Source organism: Alkalihalobacterium sp. TH-98 (assembly GCF_057473385.1).
On sequence record NZ_JBYCKM010000009.1, the window covers coordinates 250254 to 265464 of the forward strand.

A 15211-nucleotide genomic window follows, 5' to 3' on the forward strand; every position below is an offset into this window, starting at 1 on the left:
ATTATTAGGCAGTGAAAAGGTCCAATTACCCCATTAAGACAAGTTTTTTGATGTTTATAGTTGATAAATGAAAAAATGAGCAGCCATTATGACCGCTCCTCTTCCATCTCCATGTATTGTTGCATACGCTTTTCAAACCATATTTTTCTCTCCGAATTATAAATGACCTCATCGGTGATCAACTCATTAAGAAACTGATGACATACCTTCTTTTCACTAATGTTTTCTAGAATCTCTTTTCGCGACTCCCTTAAAAATTCAACATACTCTTCATATTCTTGTCCATACTCTTCACTGAGTTGGTTGACAATTTTCTTTGCTAACATTGGACTTGCTCCTTCTGTTGAAACAGAAATCGTAAGCCTTCCTCTATGTAAGGTAGACACCATGTGAAAATCACTTAAGTCAGGTTGATCTACGATATTTATTAACTGATTTGGTTTTCGATCTTGATAAACGGTTAAATTTACCTCAGGGTCGTTTGTAGCTGCTATAATTAGAAATGCTTGATCTAGAAACACTTTATTATATGCAGATTGAATCCATTGAACCGACTGATTTTCAACTAACTCTATTAGGTTTTCACTTAATTGAGGTGAGACGACTGTTAACTTAGCCCCATGACTTACTATTTTTATAGCTTTTCGTTCGGCGATTTTTCCACCACCAATGATAACGACCGGCTTATCCTTGAGGTTCAAACTAATTGGCATGAAGCTCATGATGACTGCCTTTCATTAACTCTATCGTTTTTGAATAGATTAAGTTCCTAATTTGCTCGTGATACCCTAGAAAATTGCATAGATGTACTTGTTTATGATCAGTTATTTCTATATCGATAATAGCTCGCCCCATTCTTTTCATGAGTACACCGGTAAATAATAGATAAGGCATGACATAGATAATCTCATTATCTTCCTCTATGATTTGTTTTAGGCCGTCTTCAAATATCGGTTCAGAGGCTGCTAAATAACTAGGAGTTACTTGATTTAGTTGAAGCTTTTCTTTTAATCGTCTTGCAATTTCTTCAAAATCAGCTTTGGCCTCCATATCACTACTGCCTCTTCCGACCAGTAAAACAGAAGCCTTGATTTTATCATTTGTCTCTTTTTGAAAACCTTTTTCTTGTAAACGGTCGAATACGATGTCGATCATACGATCATCGACTCCAATAGGAGAACCATATATAAATTGAACCTCAGGGTAAAGCTGTTTCGCTTTTCCAATTTCTTCAGGAATATCTTTTTTAGCATGTCCCGCTTCTAATAATAAAACGGGCTGAACAAATATTCTTGTCGCTCCTTGTTCAATACAGCTTTTAATCCCTTCTTGGATTGTAGGTTTTGTTAATTCAATAAACGCAACCTCTTTGATTGATAATGGCAGCATCTCCATGACCTTATTAATAAACACTAGAAATTGTTTATTCCCTGCATTAATTCTTGAGCCATGCCCAATATATAATACACCATCCATTTTTTACACCCTCTTCCTTACACACTTTCAAGCTGAGATTGCTTAAGCAGAAAATCGACCAAAGCAGAATGAGATGGTTCATTTAAAACATGGTTAACTTTAAATCCAGCATTTGATGCTGCTTGGGCAGACTTTTCTCCGAAACAGATTACATCTAATTTTAATAATTCCTGATAAAGTTGTGGAGAAATTTGTTCCGCTCCAATTTTTAATTCTAGTACTGATTTTGCACTAGGAATGATAATGGTCGATAACAACTGATCATCCATCAATCGTTGCAACACAATTTGTGAAGCGTTCGTAATATGATTTTCATGGGTAACCATTGTGTCTATATTTGTAAATGCTTCTACTGCTTTTTTTTCACCGACAACTAGGTGATTAGCTGATTGTGCTATTTCTTGAATCTTTTCAGCAATACAGCCAAACTTTCCAAGCTGTTGAAGTGACTTATCAGAAAGCACTTGAAACTTCGCTTGGATTGACCGTATATCAAGTCGCTGTATAAGTAACCATTTAAAGAAATAACGAATACTGTCTGGTGATGTAAATGTGATTTTATCATATTCATTTATCTTTTTAGTTATATCATTATTTTGACTGGAAGATAGAAGTGAAGTCTCTTCAAACGAAGGATAATTATAGACATCTGCACCTAATTCACTTAGTTTTTCTTCCAGTAGGCTTTTTTCAGTACTTGTCCGTGCAACTAGTATTTGTTTGCCGATTAAAGGTTTCGTCTCGAACCATTTTATCTTCTCTCTTAACGCTACAATGTCACCAACTAATGTTATCGCTGGATTTTGAAACTTCGTTTTTTCCACCTTATCCCCAATTGTTTCTAATGTTCCTACTAACGTTTTTTGTCTTCCGTATGTCCCCCATTGAATTAATATGACAGGCGTATGGGCAGGACGACCATGCTTCATTAATTGCGTCGCAATATGAAAGATATTACTGACTCCCATATAAAAAGCGATCGTATCGATCCCTTTTGCAAGTGAACTCCAATCAATTAACGGTTGGCCTGAGGTTGATTTATCATGTCCCGTTACAACCGCAAATGTTCCTCCATATTCACGATGAGTCACTGGAATTCCAGCGTAGCTTGCGGCGGCTATACTTGAGGTTATTCCTGGGACTATTTCAAAAGGAATGTTTGCTTGTGCTAAGCTATCCGCTTCTTCTCCCACCCGTCCAAACACACTTGGGTCTCCACCTTTTAAGCGAACAACAACCTTTCCGGCTAACCCATGTTCCACAAGAGTTTCATTAATTTTTTCTTGTCTCATAATGTGACGCTTCGGAAGCTTTCCTGCATAAATTAATTCAGCATCTGGCTTAGCCAGTAACAAAAGAGTCGGGTTCACTAACCGATCATAAACAATAACATCTGCTCGTTCAATTACTTTTTGTGCTTTAATTGTAAGCAGCCCCGCATCCCCTGGTCCTGCACCTACTAAATAAACTATTCCTTTTTTCATTTTAGCTTCCCCTTTACCGTTCAGAATTCTAATCATTTTATTTATGTACTTTAAGCTTATTCATATACACTTCATGTAAATTTGTACTCGTTCCTCTTTTTATATCCGAGTTTATTTATATGTTTTATAAAGTATATTAAAAATTAACCCTTCTTGCAACAATAAAACGCATAGTTGATGCTGACTAACTTGTGTAATAGGTGGATAACTTTAGTTATATAATTTTAGTTTATACGAACTTATCTCAATATATAAAAAGTGCCGGCTATCTTGAGTAGTACTGTACAAGAGCAGATGCGGTTTGGTCTTGTATAGTCTAACATTCAAGTTTAACAGGCACTTCATTTCAAGCTTTTAGGAATAAGCGTTCAAACTCTGTTGCACATAATGGTTTACTTATAATATACCCTTGTATTTGATCACATTTATGATCTTTTAGAAACTGTAACTGTTCCTGAACTTCCACACCTTCAGCAATGACTGACATATGAAGGCTGTGTGCCATAGCTATAATGGCACGAACAATCGATGAGTCTCCATTTTTTGATATTTCATCTACAAAAGATTTATCAATTTTTAACGTATCAATCGGATAATCCTTTAAGTAGCTGAGCGATGAATAACCAATACCAAAATCATCAATTGAAATTTTAATTCCCAATTGGCGCAGTGCATTTAGTTTTTTGTTCACATAATCTTTTTCATGTACTGCTACGTTTTCTGTAATCTCAAGTTCTAAATAATTGGGATCTAGTTGAGTCTCTTTCAATATAGATGTAACGGTTTCTACAATGTGAGGGTCTAAAAATTGCCGAGCTGATAAATTTACAGATACCGTAATTGAATGAGAGTTCTTAGAATGCCACAACTTATTTTGCTGACAAGATGTTCTTAGCACCCATTCGCCAATATCATTAATCATTCCTGTTTCTTCAGCTATTGGAATAAACTCAGCTGGAGACACACTCCCTAACTCTTTGTTATTCCAACGGATCAATGCTTCCATCCCAACGATCTGTTTGGTTAGAATATTTTGCTTAGGTTGATAGTGCAAAGTAAACTCGTTATGATCTAATGCAGTTCTTAAATTTTTTTCAATTTGTAATTCTCTAGATAATGAATGGTCCATCGTCGACTCAAAGAACTGGAAAGAGTTCTTCCCCTGCTTTTTCACTCGATTTAATGCAATATCAGCCTTTTGATACAATTCCTCAAAAGTACTGCCATCTTGTGGATAAACGCTAATCCCCATACTAATGGATGCAAAATGGTCTGTCTGGTCTAAGCGAATAGGGAGCTGTAATGAGTTCATACAGTTTCTTGCAATTTGCTTTATTTCCTCATATGTCACATCACGTAAGTAAATTAAAAACTCATCACCGCCATGCCGGGCAATAAAGTCCTCTTTTCTAAGATTTCCTCTTAAACGATTAGCTACTGATTTTAATAATAGGTCACCATACCGATGACCTAATGTATCATTAATGATTTTAAATCGATCTAAATCTACACTAACAACAGCAATTTGTTCATTAACTTGCTCGACCAGCACTTGCTCTAACTGATTTTTAAAATACGTCCGATTCGGTAATTTCGTAAGTTCATCGTAATAGGCTAACTTCTTTACTTTTTCTTCAACTAACTTACGTTTACTAATATCAGTTCGGATCGAAACATATTGATAAGGTTTCCCACTGTCATCTAAGAAAGGGACGATCGTCGTTTGAACCCAGTAATAGTTATTATCTTTCGTCTTATTCTTTACTTCACCTTGCCAAACTTGACCACTTCTAATCGTTTTCCACATTTCTTTAAAGAACGAGCTAGAATGATAACCTGAATTTAAAATCCGATGATCTTGTCCTAACAATTCGTTCCTGTTGTACTTCGAAATTTCGCAAAATTTATCGTTAATGTATTGAATTTTACCGAATGGATCAGTGATTGCTACAATTGCTGATTGATCCAAAGCAAATTTAATATCCTTTATTTCTTTCATTGATTGTTTTAACTCTGCTTCAGCCTTTTTCCGCTTCGTATGATCCTCAGAAATAAGCAAAATTCCTAAAAATTGATCTTTCTCATATAAATGCACAGAAAAAATTGAAACATCAAGATAAAGTCCCGAACGTTTTTTCAATACACAATCTTGCTTTATTATGAACTCTTCATTTTTCATCTGTTCAAAAAGAGAGCTATCACTACCTTCATTTAAGAAAATAGGGTAACGTTCACCCATTACCTCTCCTTCTAGCCACCCAAACATCGTTTCAGCACCGTAATTTAACAATTTAACTTTACCATCTATATCTAAAACAGCAATTGCTAATGGTGAAGATTGGACAATCGATCTTAGGAGGTCACAATTTTCCCATAACTGGTTTCTTGCTATTTTCATGATTGTTTCAGGATCATTTGTCACCATTATGTATCCTACTTTCATTGTGAGTATCACATTAATAATCTCTTTTGTATCTTTAGTACTATTTTACATACTTTTTAAAGACAATGGTGTGAAAAGAAAGATAAGTTTTTACAAATTTTTTAACCTTTTTACTTAGAGTCTTATTTTAAGAATACATGTTAGATTATCTTACATTGAACCCTTTTGCTTATTTTCTTTGTGTTATAGTAATATTGTAGAAATAGACAGAAAAGTTTTACAAAGGAGAGGAGTCGGCGCATGTCGTATAAAGATAAAAAAGTGATTACGATTGGCATAGTCAGTGAGTTAACAGGGCTATCCGAACGAAAAATACGTTATTATGAAGAGCGCAAACTCATCTTCCCTGAACGTTCCAAAGGTGGTACACGAAAATACTCTTTTCTAGATGTCGAACGACTTGTTGATATCGCAAATAAAATGGAAGATGGAATGCAAACTTTTGAAATCCGCAAAATGGAGCAAAAGCAACTTAAGAAGAAAGAAGTTCGCGAAAAAATGCTACGCGGTCAGCTAAATGCCGCTTTCAATATGAGAAAGTAAGCAATTAAACATTAATGTTTAATTGCTTATTTTTTTTGCTTTCATAAGAAATTCAGTTTAAGGAAAACTATAAATAATATGTAATCGAAAAGTTTTTCAATTTGAGTTATGAAAGGACTGACTCTCATGTCGTACGACTGCATTATCATCGGTGGCGGTATTGGAGGACTCCAGGCAGCAATTCAACTAGGTCGTTATAAGCACAATATCGCAATTGTTGATAACGGTGGCGGCCGTTCAACCTTATGCAAGGAGTACCATAATATTCTCGGCTGGCCTGATGGAGTAAATGGTGATTTCTTTCGAGAAGCAGGAAAAAAGCAAGCTTTATCTTATGATGTAAAAATGATAGAAGATACAGCATCTTCAATAACTAAAAATGAGGACGGTACCTTTTCTGTTCACTTGAAAAATGGTAATTCTCTTCAAGGAAAAAAGCTATTATTAGCAACGGGAATGACTGAACGAATACCTGATCTTGACGGGATTTATCCATGTTTAGGTAGATCGATTTACATTTGTCCTGATTGTGATGGGTATGAAATATCGAATAAAAAAACGATCGTCATCGGTTCTGGAAATAAAGGAGCACACCTCTCTTTACTACTTACGTATTGGACAAAGGACATCATCTACGTTAACCACGATCTTGATGATATCGATAAAGAATTAAAGGCGAAATTAAAAAGTAGACATATCCCTTTATATCAAGAAGAAGTAAGCGAGCTACATTATATAGAGGAAGGATACCTGTCTGGCGTTACATTATCTAATGGCTACAAAATAGAGGCTAATCATGCTTTTCTTGCCATGAAAGGAACAAAAGTTAATTCAAATATTGCAAAGGAGATTGGAATTGAACGACTGGAAAATATGCATGTCAATGTAAATCACCGTACAAAAGAAACAAATATACCTAACGTTTGGGCCGTTGGTGACCTAGTCAATCACTCTCAATTACTGAGTGTTGCTATGGGTGATGGCGCACAAGCTGCGATTTGGATCCACAAAAGTTTACAAAAGGAGCTGGCTACATAAATGAAAAAGTCCTTGATCTTCTTGGCATTCCTTATTTTTCTTATGACATTTCAAACAACACTTGTCGCCAAAGAACATTCTACACACGAAAATTTACAAGCTGCTATAATTATCGATGATTTTGGTGGAGATGTGAAAGGTGTAAATGAATTTTTCGACTCTAAAATCCCAATTACCGTTGCGGTTATGCCCTTTTTAAAAAACAGTGAAGAACAAGCATTAAAGGCACATGAGCTAGGCTTAGAAGTAATGCTCCACCTGCCTCTTGAACCTAAAAAAGGAAAAAAATCATGGCTTGGACCTAATCCGATTACAAGTGATTTAAGTCATGAAGAAATTAGAAAAAGAGTAACTGCTGCTATCGAAAGCATTCCTCACGTTGCTGGTGTGAACAATCATATGGGATCCAAAATTGTAGAAGACGAAGAAATTATGCGAGTAATTCTAGAAGTTGTTAAAGAATATGACTTGTACGTCATCGATAGTGGAACGAGTGGAAAATCGGTTATTCCAAAATTAGCAGAAGAAATGAATATCCCTTGGTCGATCAGGGATACTTTCCTTGATGATACACATTCGTCAAGCAGTCATGTACATCAACAAATGATTAAATTAGCTAAAGTTGCAACCAAACACGGAAAAGCTATAGGAATAGGACATGTCGGAATAAAAGGAACAGAAACTGTGAAGGGCGTAAAATCTGCTCTACCTCATTTTAAAGAAAAAGGGATAGAGGTCGTACCAGCGTCACACTTATTGCAAACAAAAGTAGAAGAAAACCCTGAGAAGTTCTGGCAGTCAGAATAACTACGGGAAAGGAGGATTATCTTGTTACTTAAAGAAAAACAACAAACGAGTGAGACATTTACAGCAAAAGATGGAACTACGGTAACGATTCGCCCTGCTACAACTAAAGATAGTAAAGGTATTGTTAATGCTGTTTCAGAAATTGTAGCAGAAGGTACTTTTCTACAAAAAGAATCCGTTCGAATTGATGAAGAGGAAAAACAATTCATTCAGGAAATGCAGGAAAACGGCAACATGTATGTTGTTGTTGATATTAATGGAAAAATAAGTGGATTAGCTCGAGTCATACGCGGTTCTCTTGAAATGAAAAAACATACGGGATTGTTTCGTACATGGTTAACTCCAGATGCTCAAGGAAAAGGTATCGGAAAAAAATTAATGGCTTTTACCCTAAACTGGTGTAAATCAGTGCAATTGCATAAATTATGTCTTACTGTATTTTCTTCCAACCACATCGCAGTTGAACTTTATGAAAAAGCCGGTTTTGTTGTGGAAGGGGTTCAAAAAGAACAAGTGTGCTTAAGAGGAACTTACGATGATGAAGTATTAATGGCTTACTTTTTTAACTCAGGTGGTGAAAAGAAATGAAAAAGATGTATCAAATCGCACTATTTGTCGGTGGATTTATATTTTTAGGATTTATAGCTCTCATCCTCACTAACGGTGACCAACTGGGAATGCAACGTACCCCGCCTCCGAATCAAAAGGATGAAAAAATAGAACAAAAGGGTATGGATCAAGTGTTAGCAGAAGATCTTTCAATGACAACATCGATGTTTCTTTCACAGTTGTCTCTTCAACTTGATCGCTGGGCAGAACAAGATTTAAATGACAAAGAATTAAAACAAAAATTTCAACAGGAAGTACACGAGCATCCTCACTTTCATTCCTTCGCAATCGTTGAAAATGGAAAAATAACGGAGGCGACCGGTGAAATAAGTGCAGATAAATTGAAAAAACTTCATCACCAGCAAGGTGAATTAACTTTTTCTGACCCATATCAAGTAGAAAATGAACACCTTTTTATGATTAGTAAAGAAATGGATGATGAAAAAACCGTTGCAGGTGAGATCAATTTAAGTTTTGTGAAAAGTTATATTAAAGACTTAGCTTCTGTGGCTGATTCAAATGGAAACTTCTTCGTTTCAGGGGATGACCCAGAAGTTCAATGGAAAACAACGAAAGATTTGCCTAAAGGTGTATCGGCCCAAACCGTGCCCGAGCTCGGTTGGCAAATTGTCGTACATTCTGATCTTGAAGACGATGAGGAACAACATTATGTAGAAGGACAAGCTGTAATTAAGCTTGTTAAGAACCAAGATAGTGAAGCTTGGATTGAGGAACAGGCTGACTTATCATTAATCAAAAATAGTGACCCTTATTATGTTGTAGAATCTGCTGCTAAATCAACAAATGAACTACTGCAAGAGTTAGCTGATCATCCTGATGTCGAATTCGTGGAACCAAACTTCGTATTTACTAAACAAGCTACGCGAACCGTTGTCCCGAACGATGAATTCTTCCAACCTTATCAATGGAATTTGAGCCAAATACAAGCTGAAGAAGGTTGGGAAGTTACTGATGGTGCCGAGGAAACAACGATTGCTGTACTTGATACGGGAGTTGACCCTAACCATCAGGACCTAAAAGGAAAAGTACTTGAAGGGTTTAACGCCTTTGATGGCACTTCTAATTCAAATGATCAACACGGTCATGGTACACATGTTGCAGGTATCGCAGCAGCCCTTACAAATAACGTCACAGGGATCGCAGGAGTTGCATGGCAAAATAATATTCTACCTGTAAAAGTTCTAAATGAGAAGGGTGAAGGCTCTTCGTTTGAAGTAGCAAGAGGAATACGCTGGGCGGTTGATAACGGGGCCCAAGTAATTAATATGAGCTTGGGTGATTATCATAACTCATACATTCTACACGACGCTATTAAATACGCACATCGAAATGATGTTGTCTTAATCGCAGCAAGTGGCAATGATAACACCAATGAACCGATGTATCCCGCAGATTATGCAGAAGTACTGACAGTAGCAGCAACAGACGATACAAGAGAACGCGCCTTCTTCTCTAACTACGGGAACCACATTGATGTTGCTGCACCAGGTGAACACATTCCAAGTTTATTCCCAAACAATAATTATGTTATCATGTCCGGAACTTCCATGGCTGCCCCACATGTTGCTGGTTTAGCCGGGTTAATACGTTCGATCAACCCTGAGCTATCGAATGAACAAGTTTATGAATTAATAACAGAGACTGCCATTGACTTAGGAGAACGAGGTCATGATCCATTTTACGGATCCGGTGAAATCAATGTTGGAGACGCATTAAAACAGTTAATCAACTAATAGATCAAAACACAAAAAGGAGCACTACAGTAAATATATAATCTGTGGGTGCTCCTTTAATTTATTGGATTATGCCATTTTCCTTTAAGTACTGGACCACGCGGTTAGCTGCTTCTTCGATGGATAATACATCTGTTTCTATTGTTAATTCCGGTGAAATTGGCTCTTCATATGGCGAGCTAATTCCTGTGAAATCAGGGATTTCACCAGCTCTTGCTTTTTTATACAACCCTTTTGGATCTCTTTCCTCGCATTTTTCAAGAGAACACTTAACGTAAACTTCAATAAATTCACCCGTTTCAACTATACCTCTTACATTATCTCGGTCTTCTCGAAAAGGAGAAATAAAAGCGGTACTTGTAATCACTCCTGCGTCAACAAACAATTTAGCTACCTCACCGATTCGACGTATATTTTCTTTTCGGTCCTCATCACTGAAGCCTAGACCTTTATTTAAACCATGACGTATATTATCACCGTCTAAAACATAACTATTGATGTTACGTTTATAAAGTAAATGATCTACTGCATTAGCTAAAGTCGATTTACCTGACCCAGACAAACCTGTAAACCATAATATAACACTTTTATGTTTGTTCTTCCCTTGTCTCTCTTCTTTATCGATTGTTGATTGATGCCAGACGATATTATTACTCATTTCTACACTCCTTTTATCCTCATAGGGATACTGTGTTTTATTTCAAACTATAAGGTCCGAAAACAACTTTACTAAATTCCCCCACCATGATCATGAAAGGCTTGTTTTTCTTTTTTTACAGCTCTTGCTAAGCTAATTGAACCAACTGTAGCAATAAAAACACTGACAATCACTACCACTGTATAAAAATCAGCTTGTAAAAAGACGAGAATTAAACCATAACTCATTACTAATGAGAACACAGGGGATACAACCCAAACCTTTACAATTTTTCTAATAATCCCTTTTTGCCATAATTGAAAGCCATTTTCTGCTGTCCCAATCCCAACAATAGCTGAAGTGGTGACTTGAGTTAACGGAACAGGTAAACCAAAGATCGACGCAATAATTACTAAGGTCCCACCTGTTGTTGAAACTGCTGTTCCTTGCATTAATGACAGCTTTGTAATCCGCTTTCCGTTCGTTTCAAGAACACGTCCACCTAGTAAGATTGCACCTAACCCAACAAATAAACCGCCGACAATAACTGCTGTATTAATGTCTATAAGTCCCGCACCAACAAGCGGCCCTACAGCATTTGCGACATTATTCATCCCTGCAGCATATGCCTCTAAACATCCTGATAAAATTAATAAGAAGACGAGAACTTTCTTCCATCTTCCTTTCCCAGTAAGACTAGGATATTTTTTCTCAAGTTTTGTTATTATTTTTCCAGCTATAAAAGCCAACACAAAAGCGACAATTGGTACGATTACCCAAAAAGATACGATCATAATTAACTTATCAAAGTATAATGATTGAAAAGCTATACCTGCTCCGACAATTGCCCCAACAACAACCTCACTAGTGGAAAGAGGAATTCCCATTAGATTAGCAATAAATAACGTTAAGCACGCTGACCCTAAAATTATAATGACTAATTGAACGTCAATGATAGAAGAGGGAATAATTCCCCCTCCAATCGTCTTTACAACTTCACCACCGGCTAAAGCGCCAATGAATGCACTAACCGCTACTAGTATCATCGCGATTCTCTTTTTAGGAATTGCACCACTGCCATATGCTGGTCCCATCGCTGCAGCGGTTCCACTAGCACCAATATTCATAGCAAAAAATAAAGCAATAATATAGGCAATTGAAACTAACAGCATATTTCAATCACCACATCAGCGCGATGATGAACTTTTCTCATAGCGTTCTCTACTCCTTATGCATGAACTTTGCTCATGCCCCGTATTAATACTTCTACAACCTCTTTACGACTAAATTCAGGCGGCGGAGTTTGACCATTGCTTAGCATTTCACGCACCTTTGTTCCTGATAAAATGACATGATGTTCTTTCCCATGTGGGCATGTTTTTGTACTCGCCATATTCCCGCAAGCTTTGCAATAGAAGCTATGTTCAAAGAATAATGGTGTAATCCCAAGTTCTTCTGGTTGGAAATTCTTGAAGATTAATTGCGCATCATACGTTCCATAATAATCTCCTACTCCAGCATGGTCACGACCTACAATAAAGTGGGTGCACCCATAATTTTTACGGACAATCGCATGGAAGACGGCTTCTCTCGGTCCTGCGTAACGCATCGCAGCAGGAAATACCCCTAAAAACACTCGATTTTCTGGATAGTAATTCATTAATAAAACTTGATAGCTTTCCATACGAACATCAGCCGGAATATCATCAGACTTTGTTTCCCCTACAAGAGGATTTAAGAATAAACCGTCGACAATTTCTAATGCCGACTTTTGAATATATTCATGAGCTCGGTGAACTGGGTTTCTCGTTTGAAATCCAACAACCGTTGCCCAACCCTTTTCCTCAAATGTTTTTCTAGTTTCAGTCGGATCCAAATAAAACTCTTTAAACCTTTCACGCTCAATCCGTTTTACAAGTTTAATCGGCCCCGCCACGTATACGTTTGGTCGGGAAAATAATTTAGCGACACCTGGATGAGCTTTATCACTAGTTCTGTAAACATTTACAGCTTCATGGTCCTTATTAGGTTCAAACAACTCCGCTACTTCGATGACACCGTAAACTGAACCCTCTTTCGTAAGCTTTACTTGTTCACCCATAACAAGTTGCTCACCTTTTTCTTTTGTTACCGGTAAAGTAATGGGAATACTCCAAACCGTTCCATCTGCTAATCTCATCTGATCTACTACAGATTGATAGTCTGCTTGATTCATAAAGCCTGTTAACGGACTAAAAGCCCCGTTAGCTATTAACTCCAAATCAGATAAAGCAAAATCGTCCAATTCTATTTCTTTTTTAATATGAGAAAAATCATATGACTCGTTAATTAAATTTATAAGTTTACCACCATGTGCCTCAATTGTTGCCATTCGTTATTCTCTCCTTTTTTCGTTGAAGTAGTTTACTGTCACTTTATTTAATCTAAACTTACTTATCACTGTTACCAGGAAGGTGTAGACCGCATTCCGTTTTGGCTGAGTTTGCCCACCGTCCACTTCTCGGATCCATTCCTTCAGCTACTTGTGAAGTACAATGAAAACAACCTATACTAGGATAATTGTTATCGTGAAGCTCATTGTATGGAAGTTTATTGAGCTTGATATACATCCAAATCTCTTCTTCCTTCCAGTGGATGAGGGGGCAAATTTTTATTGAATGAAAACGACGGTCAATATTTACGTATTGTGTATTACGTCTCGTCGGTGACTGTTCTCTTCGCAAGCCCGATATCCAAGCGCTGTACTTGGATATCTCTTTTTCGAGCGGTTCCAGCTTCCGCAACTGACAGCAACGATCTGGATTGCTCTCCCACAGCTTATCCCCATATTCTATTGCTTGTTGCTCAACAGTTAGTTCAGGTTGGATGATTTGAATGTTAAGGTTCGGATACTTCTGTTTTGCCTTATCAATCAAATCATATGTTTCATTAAAATGAAAATTAGTGTCTAGAAACAGGATCGTCGCTTTCGGGTTAACCTTACTAATTAAATCAACTAACACGACTCCTTCAGCGCCGAAACTACAGGAGTACACTAACTCATCTCCATAGGTTTCATACGCCCACTTTAGAACATCGACTGTGTCTTTTTCCTTTAAGACACTTTCATTTAGATCCTCTAGTTGTCGTTCTGACACGGTTTGAAAAGTAACCATCCATCACTTCTCCCCTTTATCTTATTTTCAATTTTCAATAAACTATTAAACATTTCTGTTGTTCATCATTAAAAAAGAGGCGGCACTCAGCACGGAAATCCGGTTACTGAATGCCGCCTCTAGTTTTTCTAGTCAGCGAACGTTAGACCTTATTTTAAACGAACTTTTTCATTTTTTTCGATTTGAATGACTTTTTCATCTTGAACGACAATCGTAATTGAGCCGTATTTTAAATCGTTGAGGAGAAGTTTTATTTTTTCAAAAACTTGCTCTAGGTCTTGGTCGTTTCTTGTCCCCACCGGCTCCGCCTCCCTTGTTTTTAATTCCTTGTATTTTTATCAGATTTATATGTTTAATTGAATTATATCCATCATCTAACAGTGTGTCAACCAACTTTTTTGAAAATATATCTACAAAAAAAGGTCAGCACCCTTAACATAAAAGGTACTGACACTTTTATACAGAAAACGATTATTGGGTAATCGTTCCTGATACATTTGTAATTTCTACTTTCCCACTGCGATTTTCCAATATACTTACGTCACCATTAACTTGATCGATATAAATGGAGCCGGATCCACTGCGGACTTGAACGTTTCCTGTTATTTCTTCCACATTAATTTGACCTGATCCACTTATTAATTTAAGTTCACCTGTTTGAGTTAAAATTTCAACGGCACCGGAATTGTTATTTATTGAAATATCGCCGTTGTTATTCATAAGACTAATGGCGCCGGTCCCATCCGTAATCGTTATATTTCCATTCGTATTCTCAATCTCAATCTTTCCGGCCCCTTGAGTTAAAACTAATGAATTAGACAGTTCGCTTATTCCTAAGTTTCCACCAGCATGATCGATAATAACCTCAAGATCACGAGGCACATAAGCTTTAATATGAATGCGTGCCTCGATAGGAGATTGATCCCCACGATAAATGTTCGTTATTAATTGTGCTTCATCATCCACTTGTTCCAATGAAACACTCATATTATCAACTTGAAATTTTTCTGTAAGATCTGCTTCTTCACCTCTGGAAGCAAATGCAGCGATCACTTTTATATCCATACGGTCTTCACCGAAAACTTCAATTTCACCTTCATCTAAATCCATGACAAACCTTTGTAAATCTGTTGCATCTATTGAGTATTCTTGCTCATTTTGTATCATAGTTAAATTACAACCAACTAGTAAAAGTAGTGACAATAATACTACTAGAGATAAGCCGAGTTTCTTCATTTGAAATAAACCTTCTTTCACATTATCAT

The 15211-nt window shown here is 36.8% G+C and carries 15 protein-coding genes; 5 read left to right on the top strand and 10 right to left on the bottom strand.

What is annotated here, in order from left to right; all coding sequences use genetic code 11:
• Positions 1-86: 86 nt before the first annotated feature.
• From AC2VNP_RS04475 to AC2VNP_RS04490, 4 genes are all read right to left on the bottom strand, one after another.
• A complete protein-coding gene (locus AC2VNP_RS04475; protein ID WP_486916198.1) occupies positions 87-701 on the bottom strand; it encodes a precorrin-2 dehydrogenase/sirohydrochlorin ferrochelatase family protein in 615 nt (204 codons plus the stop codon).
• A gap of 1 nt (position 702) precedes the next feature.
• Positions 703-1476, bottom strand: a complete 774-nt coding sequence (locus AC2VNP_RS04480) for a sirohydrochlorin chelatase (protein ID WP_486916199.1) — start codon at positions 1474-1476, stop codon at positions 703-705.
• Between the two features lie 17 nt (positions 1477-1493).
• The gene (cobA, locus tag AC2VNP_RS04485) at positions 1494-2960 is read right to left on the bottom strand and encodes a uroporphyrinogen-III C-methyltransferase (protein WP_486916200.1); all 1467 of its coding nucleotides are present in this window, start codon (positions 2958-2960) and stop codon (positions 1494-1496) included.
• A 346-nt stretch (positions 2961-3306) separates the two neighbouring features.
• The gene (locus tag AC2VNP_RS04490; protein ID WP_486916201.1) at positions 3307-5385 is read right to left on the bottom strand and encodes an EAL domain-containing protein; all 2079 of its coding nucleotides are present in this window, start codon (positions 5383-5385) and stop codon (positions 3307-3309) included.
• 258 nt (positions 5386-5643) lie between these two features.
• Between AC2VNP_RS04490 and AC2VNP_RS04495 the strand changes: the two genes are divergently transcribed.
• The 5 genes from AC2VNP_RS04495 to AC2VNP_RS04515 all read left to right on the top strand — a co-directional run bounded on the left by AC2VNP_RS04495 (position 5644) and on the right by AC2VNP_RS04515 (position 10154).
• Entirely contained in the window at positions 5644-5946 is a 303-nt protein-coding gene (locus AC2VNP_RS04495; protein ID WP_275116794.1) for a MerR family transcriptional regulator, read from the top strand.
• 126 nt (positions 5947-6072) lie between these two features.
• Positions 6073-6984: an NAD(P)/FAD-dependent oxidoreductase gene (locus AC2VNP_RS04500; protein WP_486916202.1), complete on the top strand. Its 912-nt coding sequence runs from the start codon at positions 6073-6075 to the stop codon at positions 6982-6984.
• A gap of 42 nt (positions 6985-7026) precedes the next feature.
• A complete protein-coding gene (locus AC2VNP_RS04505; protein WP_486916203.1) occupies positions 7027-7791 on the top strand; it encodes a divergent polysaccharide deacetylase family protein in 765 nt (254 codons plus the stop codon).
• Positions 7792-7806: 15 nt separating this feature from the next.
• Positions 7807-8379 (top strand): GNAT family N-acetyltransferase, encoded by a 573-nt coding sequence (locus AC2VNP_RS04510; protein ID WP_486916312.1) that lies wholly within the window; start codon positions 7807-7809, stop codon positions 8377-8379.
• The gene (locus AC2VNP_RS04515; protein ID WP_486916204.1) at positions 8376-10154 is read left to right on the top strand and encodes a S8 family peptidase; all 1779 of its coding nucleotides are present in this window, start codon (positions 8376-8378) and stop codon (positions 10152-10154) included. The genes AC2VNP_RS04510 and AC2VNP_RS04515 overlap by 4 nt, the downstream gene beginning before the upstream one ends.
• Before the next feature lie 61 nt (positions 10155-10215).
• Here AC2VNP_RS04515 and cysC read toward each other — a convergent pair whose 3' ends face one another.
• The 6 genes from cysC to AC2VNP_RS04545 form a co-directional block, all read right to left on the bottom strand.
• Positions 10216-10812: an adenylyl-sulfate kinase gene (gene cysC, locus AC2VNP_RS04520; protein ID WP_486916205.1), complete on the bottom strand. Its 597-nt coding sequence runs from the start codon at positions 10810-10812 to the stop codon at positions 10216-10218.
• A gap of 71 nt (positions 10813-10883) precedes the next feature.
• On the bottom strand, positions 10884-11960 hold the full coding sequence (gene cysP / locus AC2VNP_RS04525) for a sulfate permease (RefSeq protein WP_486916313.1): 1077 nt from the start codon (positions 11958-11960) through the stop codon (positions 10884-10886).
• Positions 11961-12019: 59 nt separating this feature from the next.
• Positions 12020-13162 (bottom strand): sulfate adenylyltransferase, encoded by a 1143-nt coding sequence (sat, locus tag AC2VNP_RS04530; RefSeq protein ID WP_486916206.1) that lies wholly within the window; start codon positions 13160-13162, stop codon positions 12020-12022.
• A gap of 58 nt (positions 13163-13220) precedes the next feature.
• The gene (locus AC2VNP_RS04535) at positions 13221-13946 is read right to left on the bottom strand and encodes a phosphoadenylyl-sulfate reductase (RefSeq protein ID WP_486916207.1); all 726 of its coding nucleotides are present in this window, start codon (positions 13944-13946) and stop codon (positions 13221-13223) included.
• Between the two features lie 149 nt (positions 13947-14095).
• Entirely contained in the window at positions 14096-14245 is a 150-nt protein-coding gene (locus tag AC2VNP_RS04540; protein WP_486916208.1) for a YezD family protein, read from the bottom strand.
• A 172-nt stretch (positions 14246-14417) separates the two neighbouring features.
• Positions 14418-15182 (bottom strand): DUF4097 family beta strand repeat-containing protein, encoded by a 765-nt coding sequence (locus tag AC2VNP_RS04545; protein ID WP_486916209.1) that lies wholly within the window; start codon positions 15180-15182, stop codon positions 14418-14420.
• Positions 15183-15211: the final 29 nt, after the last annotated feature.

Excerpts from the sequence above, each read along its gene's own strand:
- AC2VNP_RS04490 (WP_486916201.1), bottom strand. The coding sequence starts at position 5,385 with ATGGTGACAAATGATCCTGAAACAATCATGAAAATAGCAAGAAACCAG.
- AC2VNP_RS04515 (WP_486916204.1), top strand. The coding sequence starts at position 8,376 with ATGAAAAAGATGTATCAAATCGCACTATTTGTCGGTGGATTTATATTT.
- AC2VNP_RS04535 (WP_486916207.1), bottom strand. The coding sequence starts at position 13,946 with ATGGTTACTTTTCAAACCGTGTCAGAACGACAACTAGAGGATCTAAAT.
- cobA (WP_486916200.1), bottom strand. The coding sequence starts at position 2,960 with ATGAAAAAAGGAATAGTTTATTTAGTAGGTGCAGGACCAGGGGATGCG.
- AC2VNP_RS04480 (WP_486916199.1), bottom strand. The coding sequence starts at position 1,476 with ATGGATGGTGTATTATATATTGGGCATGGCTCAAGAATTAATGCAGGG.
- AC2VNP_RS04500 (WP_486916202.1), top strand. The coding sequence starts at position 6,073 with ATGTCGTACGACTGCATTATCATCGGTGGCGGTATTGGAGGACTCCAG.
- AC2VNP_RS04505 (WP_486916203.1), top strand. The coding sequence starts at position 7,027 with ATGACATTTCAAACAACACTTGTCGCCAAAGAACATTCTACACACGAA.
- AC2VNP_RS04545 (WP_486916209.1), bottom strand. The coding sequence starts at position 15,182 with ATGAAGAAACTCGGCTTATCTCTAGTAGTATTATTGTCACTACTTTTA.
- cysC (WP_486916205.1), bottom strand. The coding sequence starts at position 10,812 with ATGAGTAATAATATCGTCTGGCATCAATCAACAATCGATAAAGAAGAG.
- AC2VNP_RS04495 (WP_275116794.1), top strand. The coding sequence starts at position 5,644 with ATGTCGTATAAAGATAAAAAAGTGATTACGATTGGCATAGTCAGTGAG.
- sat (WP_486916206.1), bottom strand. The coding sequence starts at position 13,162 with ATGGCAACAATTGAGGCACATGGTGGTAAACTTATAAATTTAATTAAC.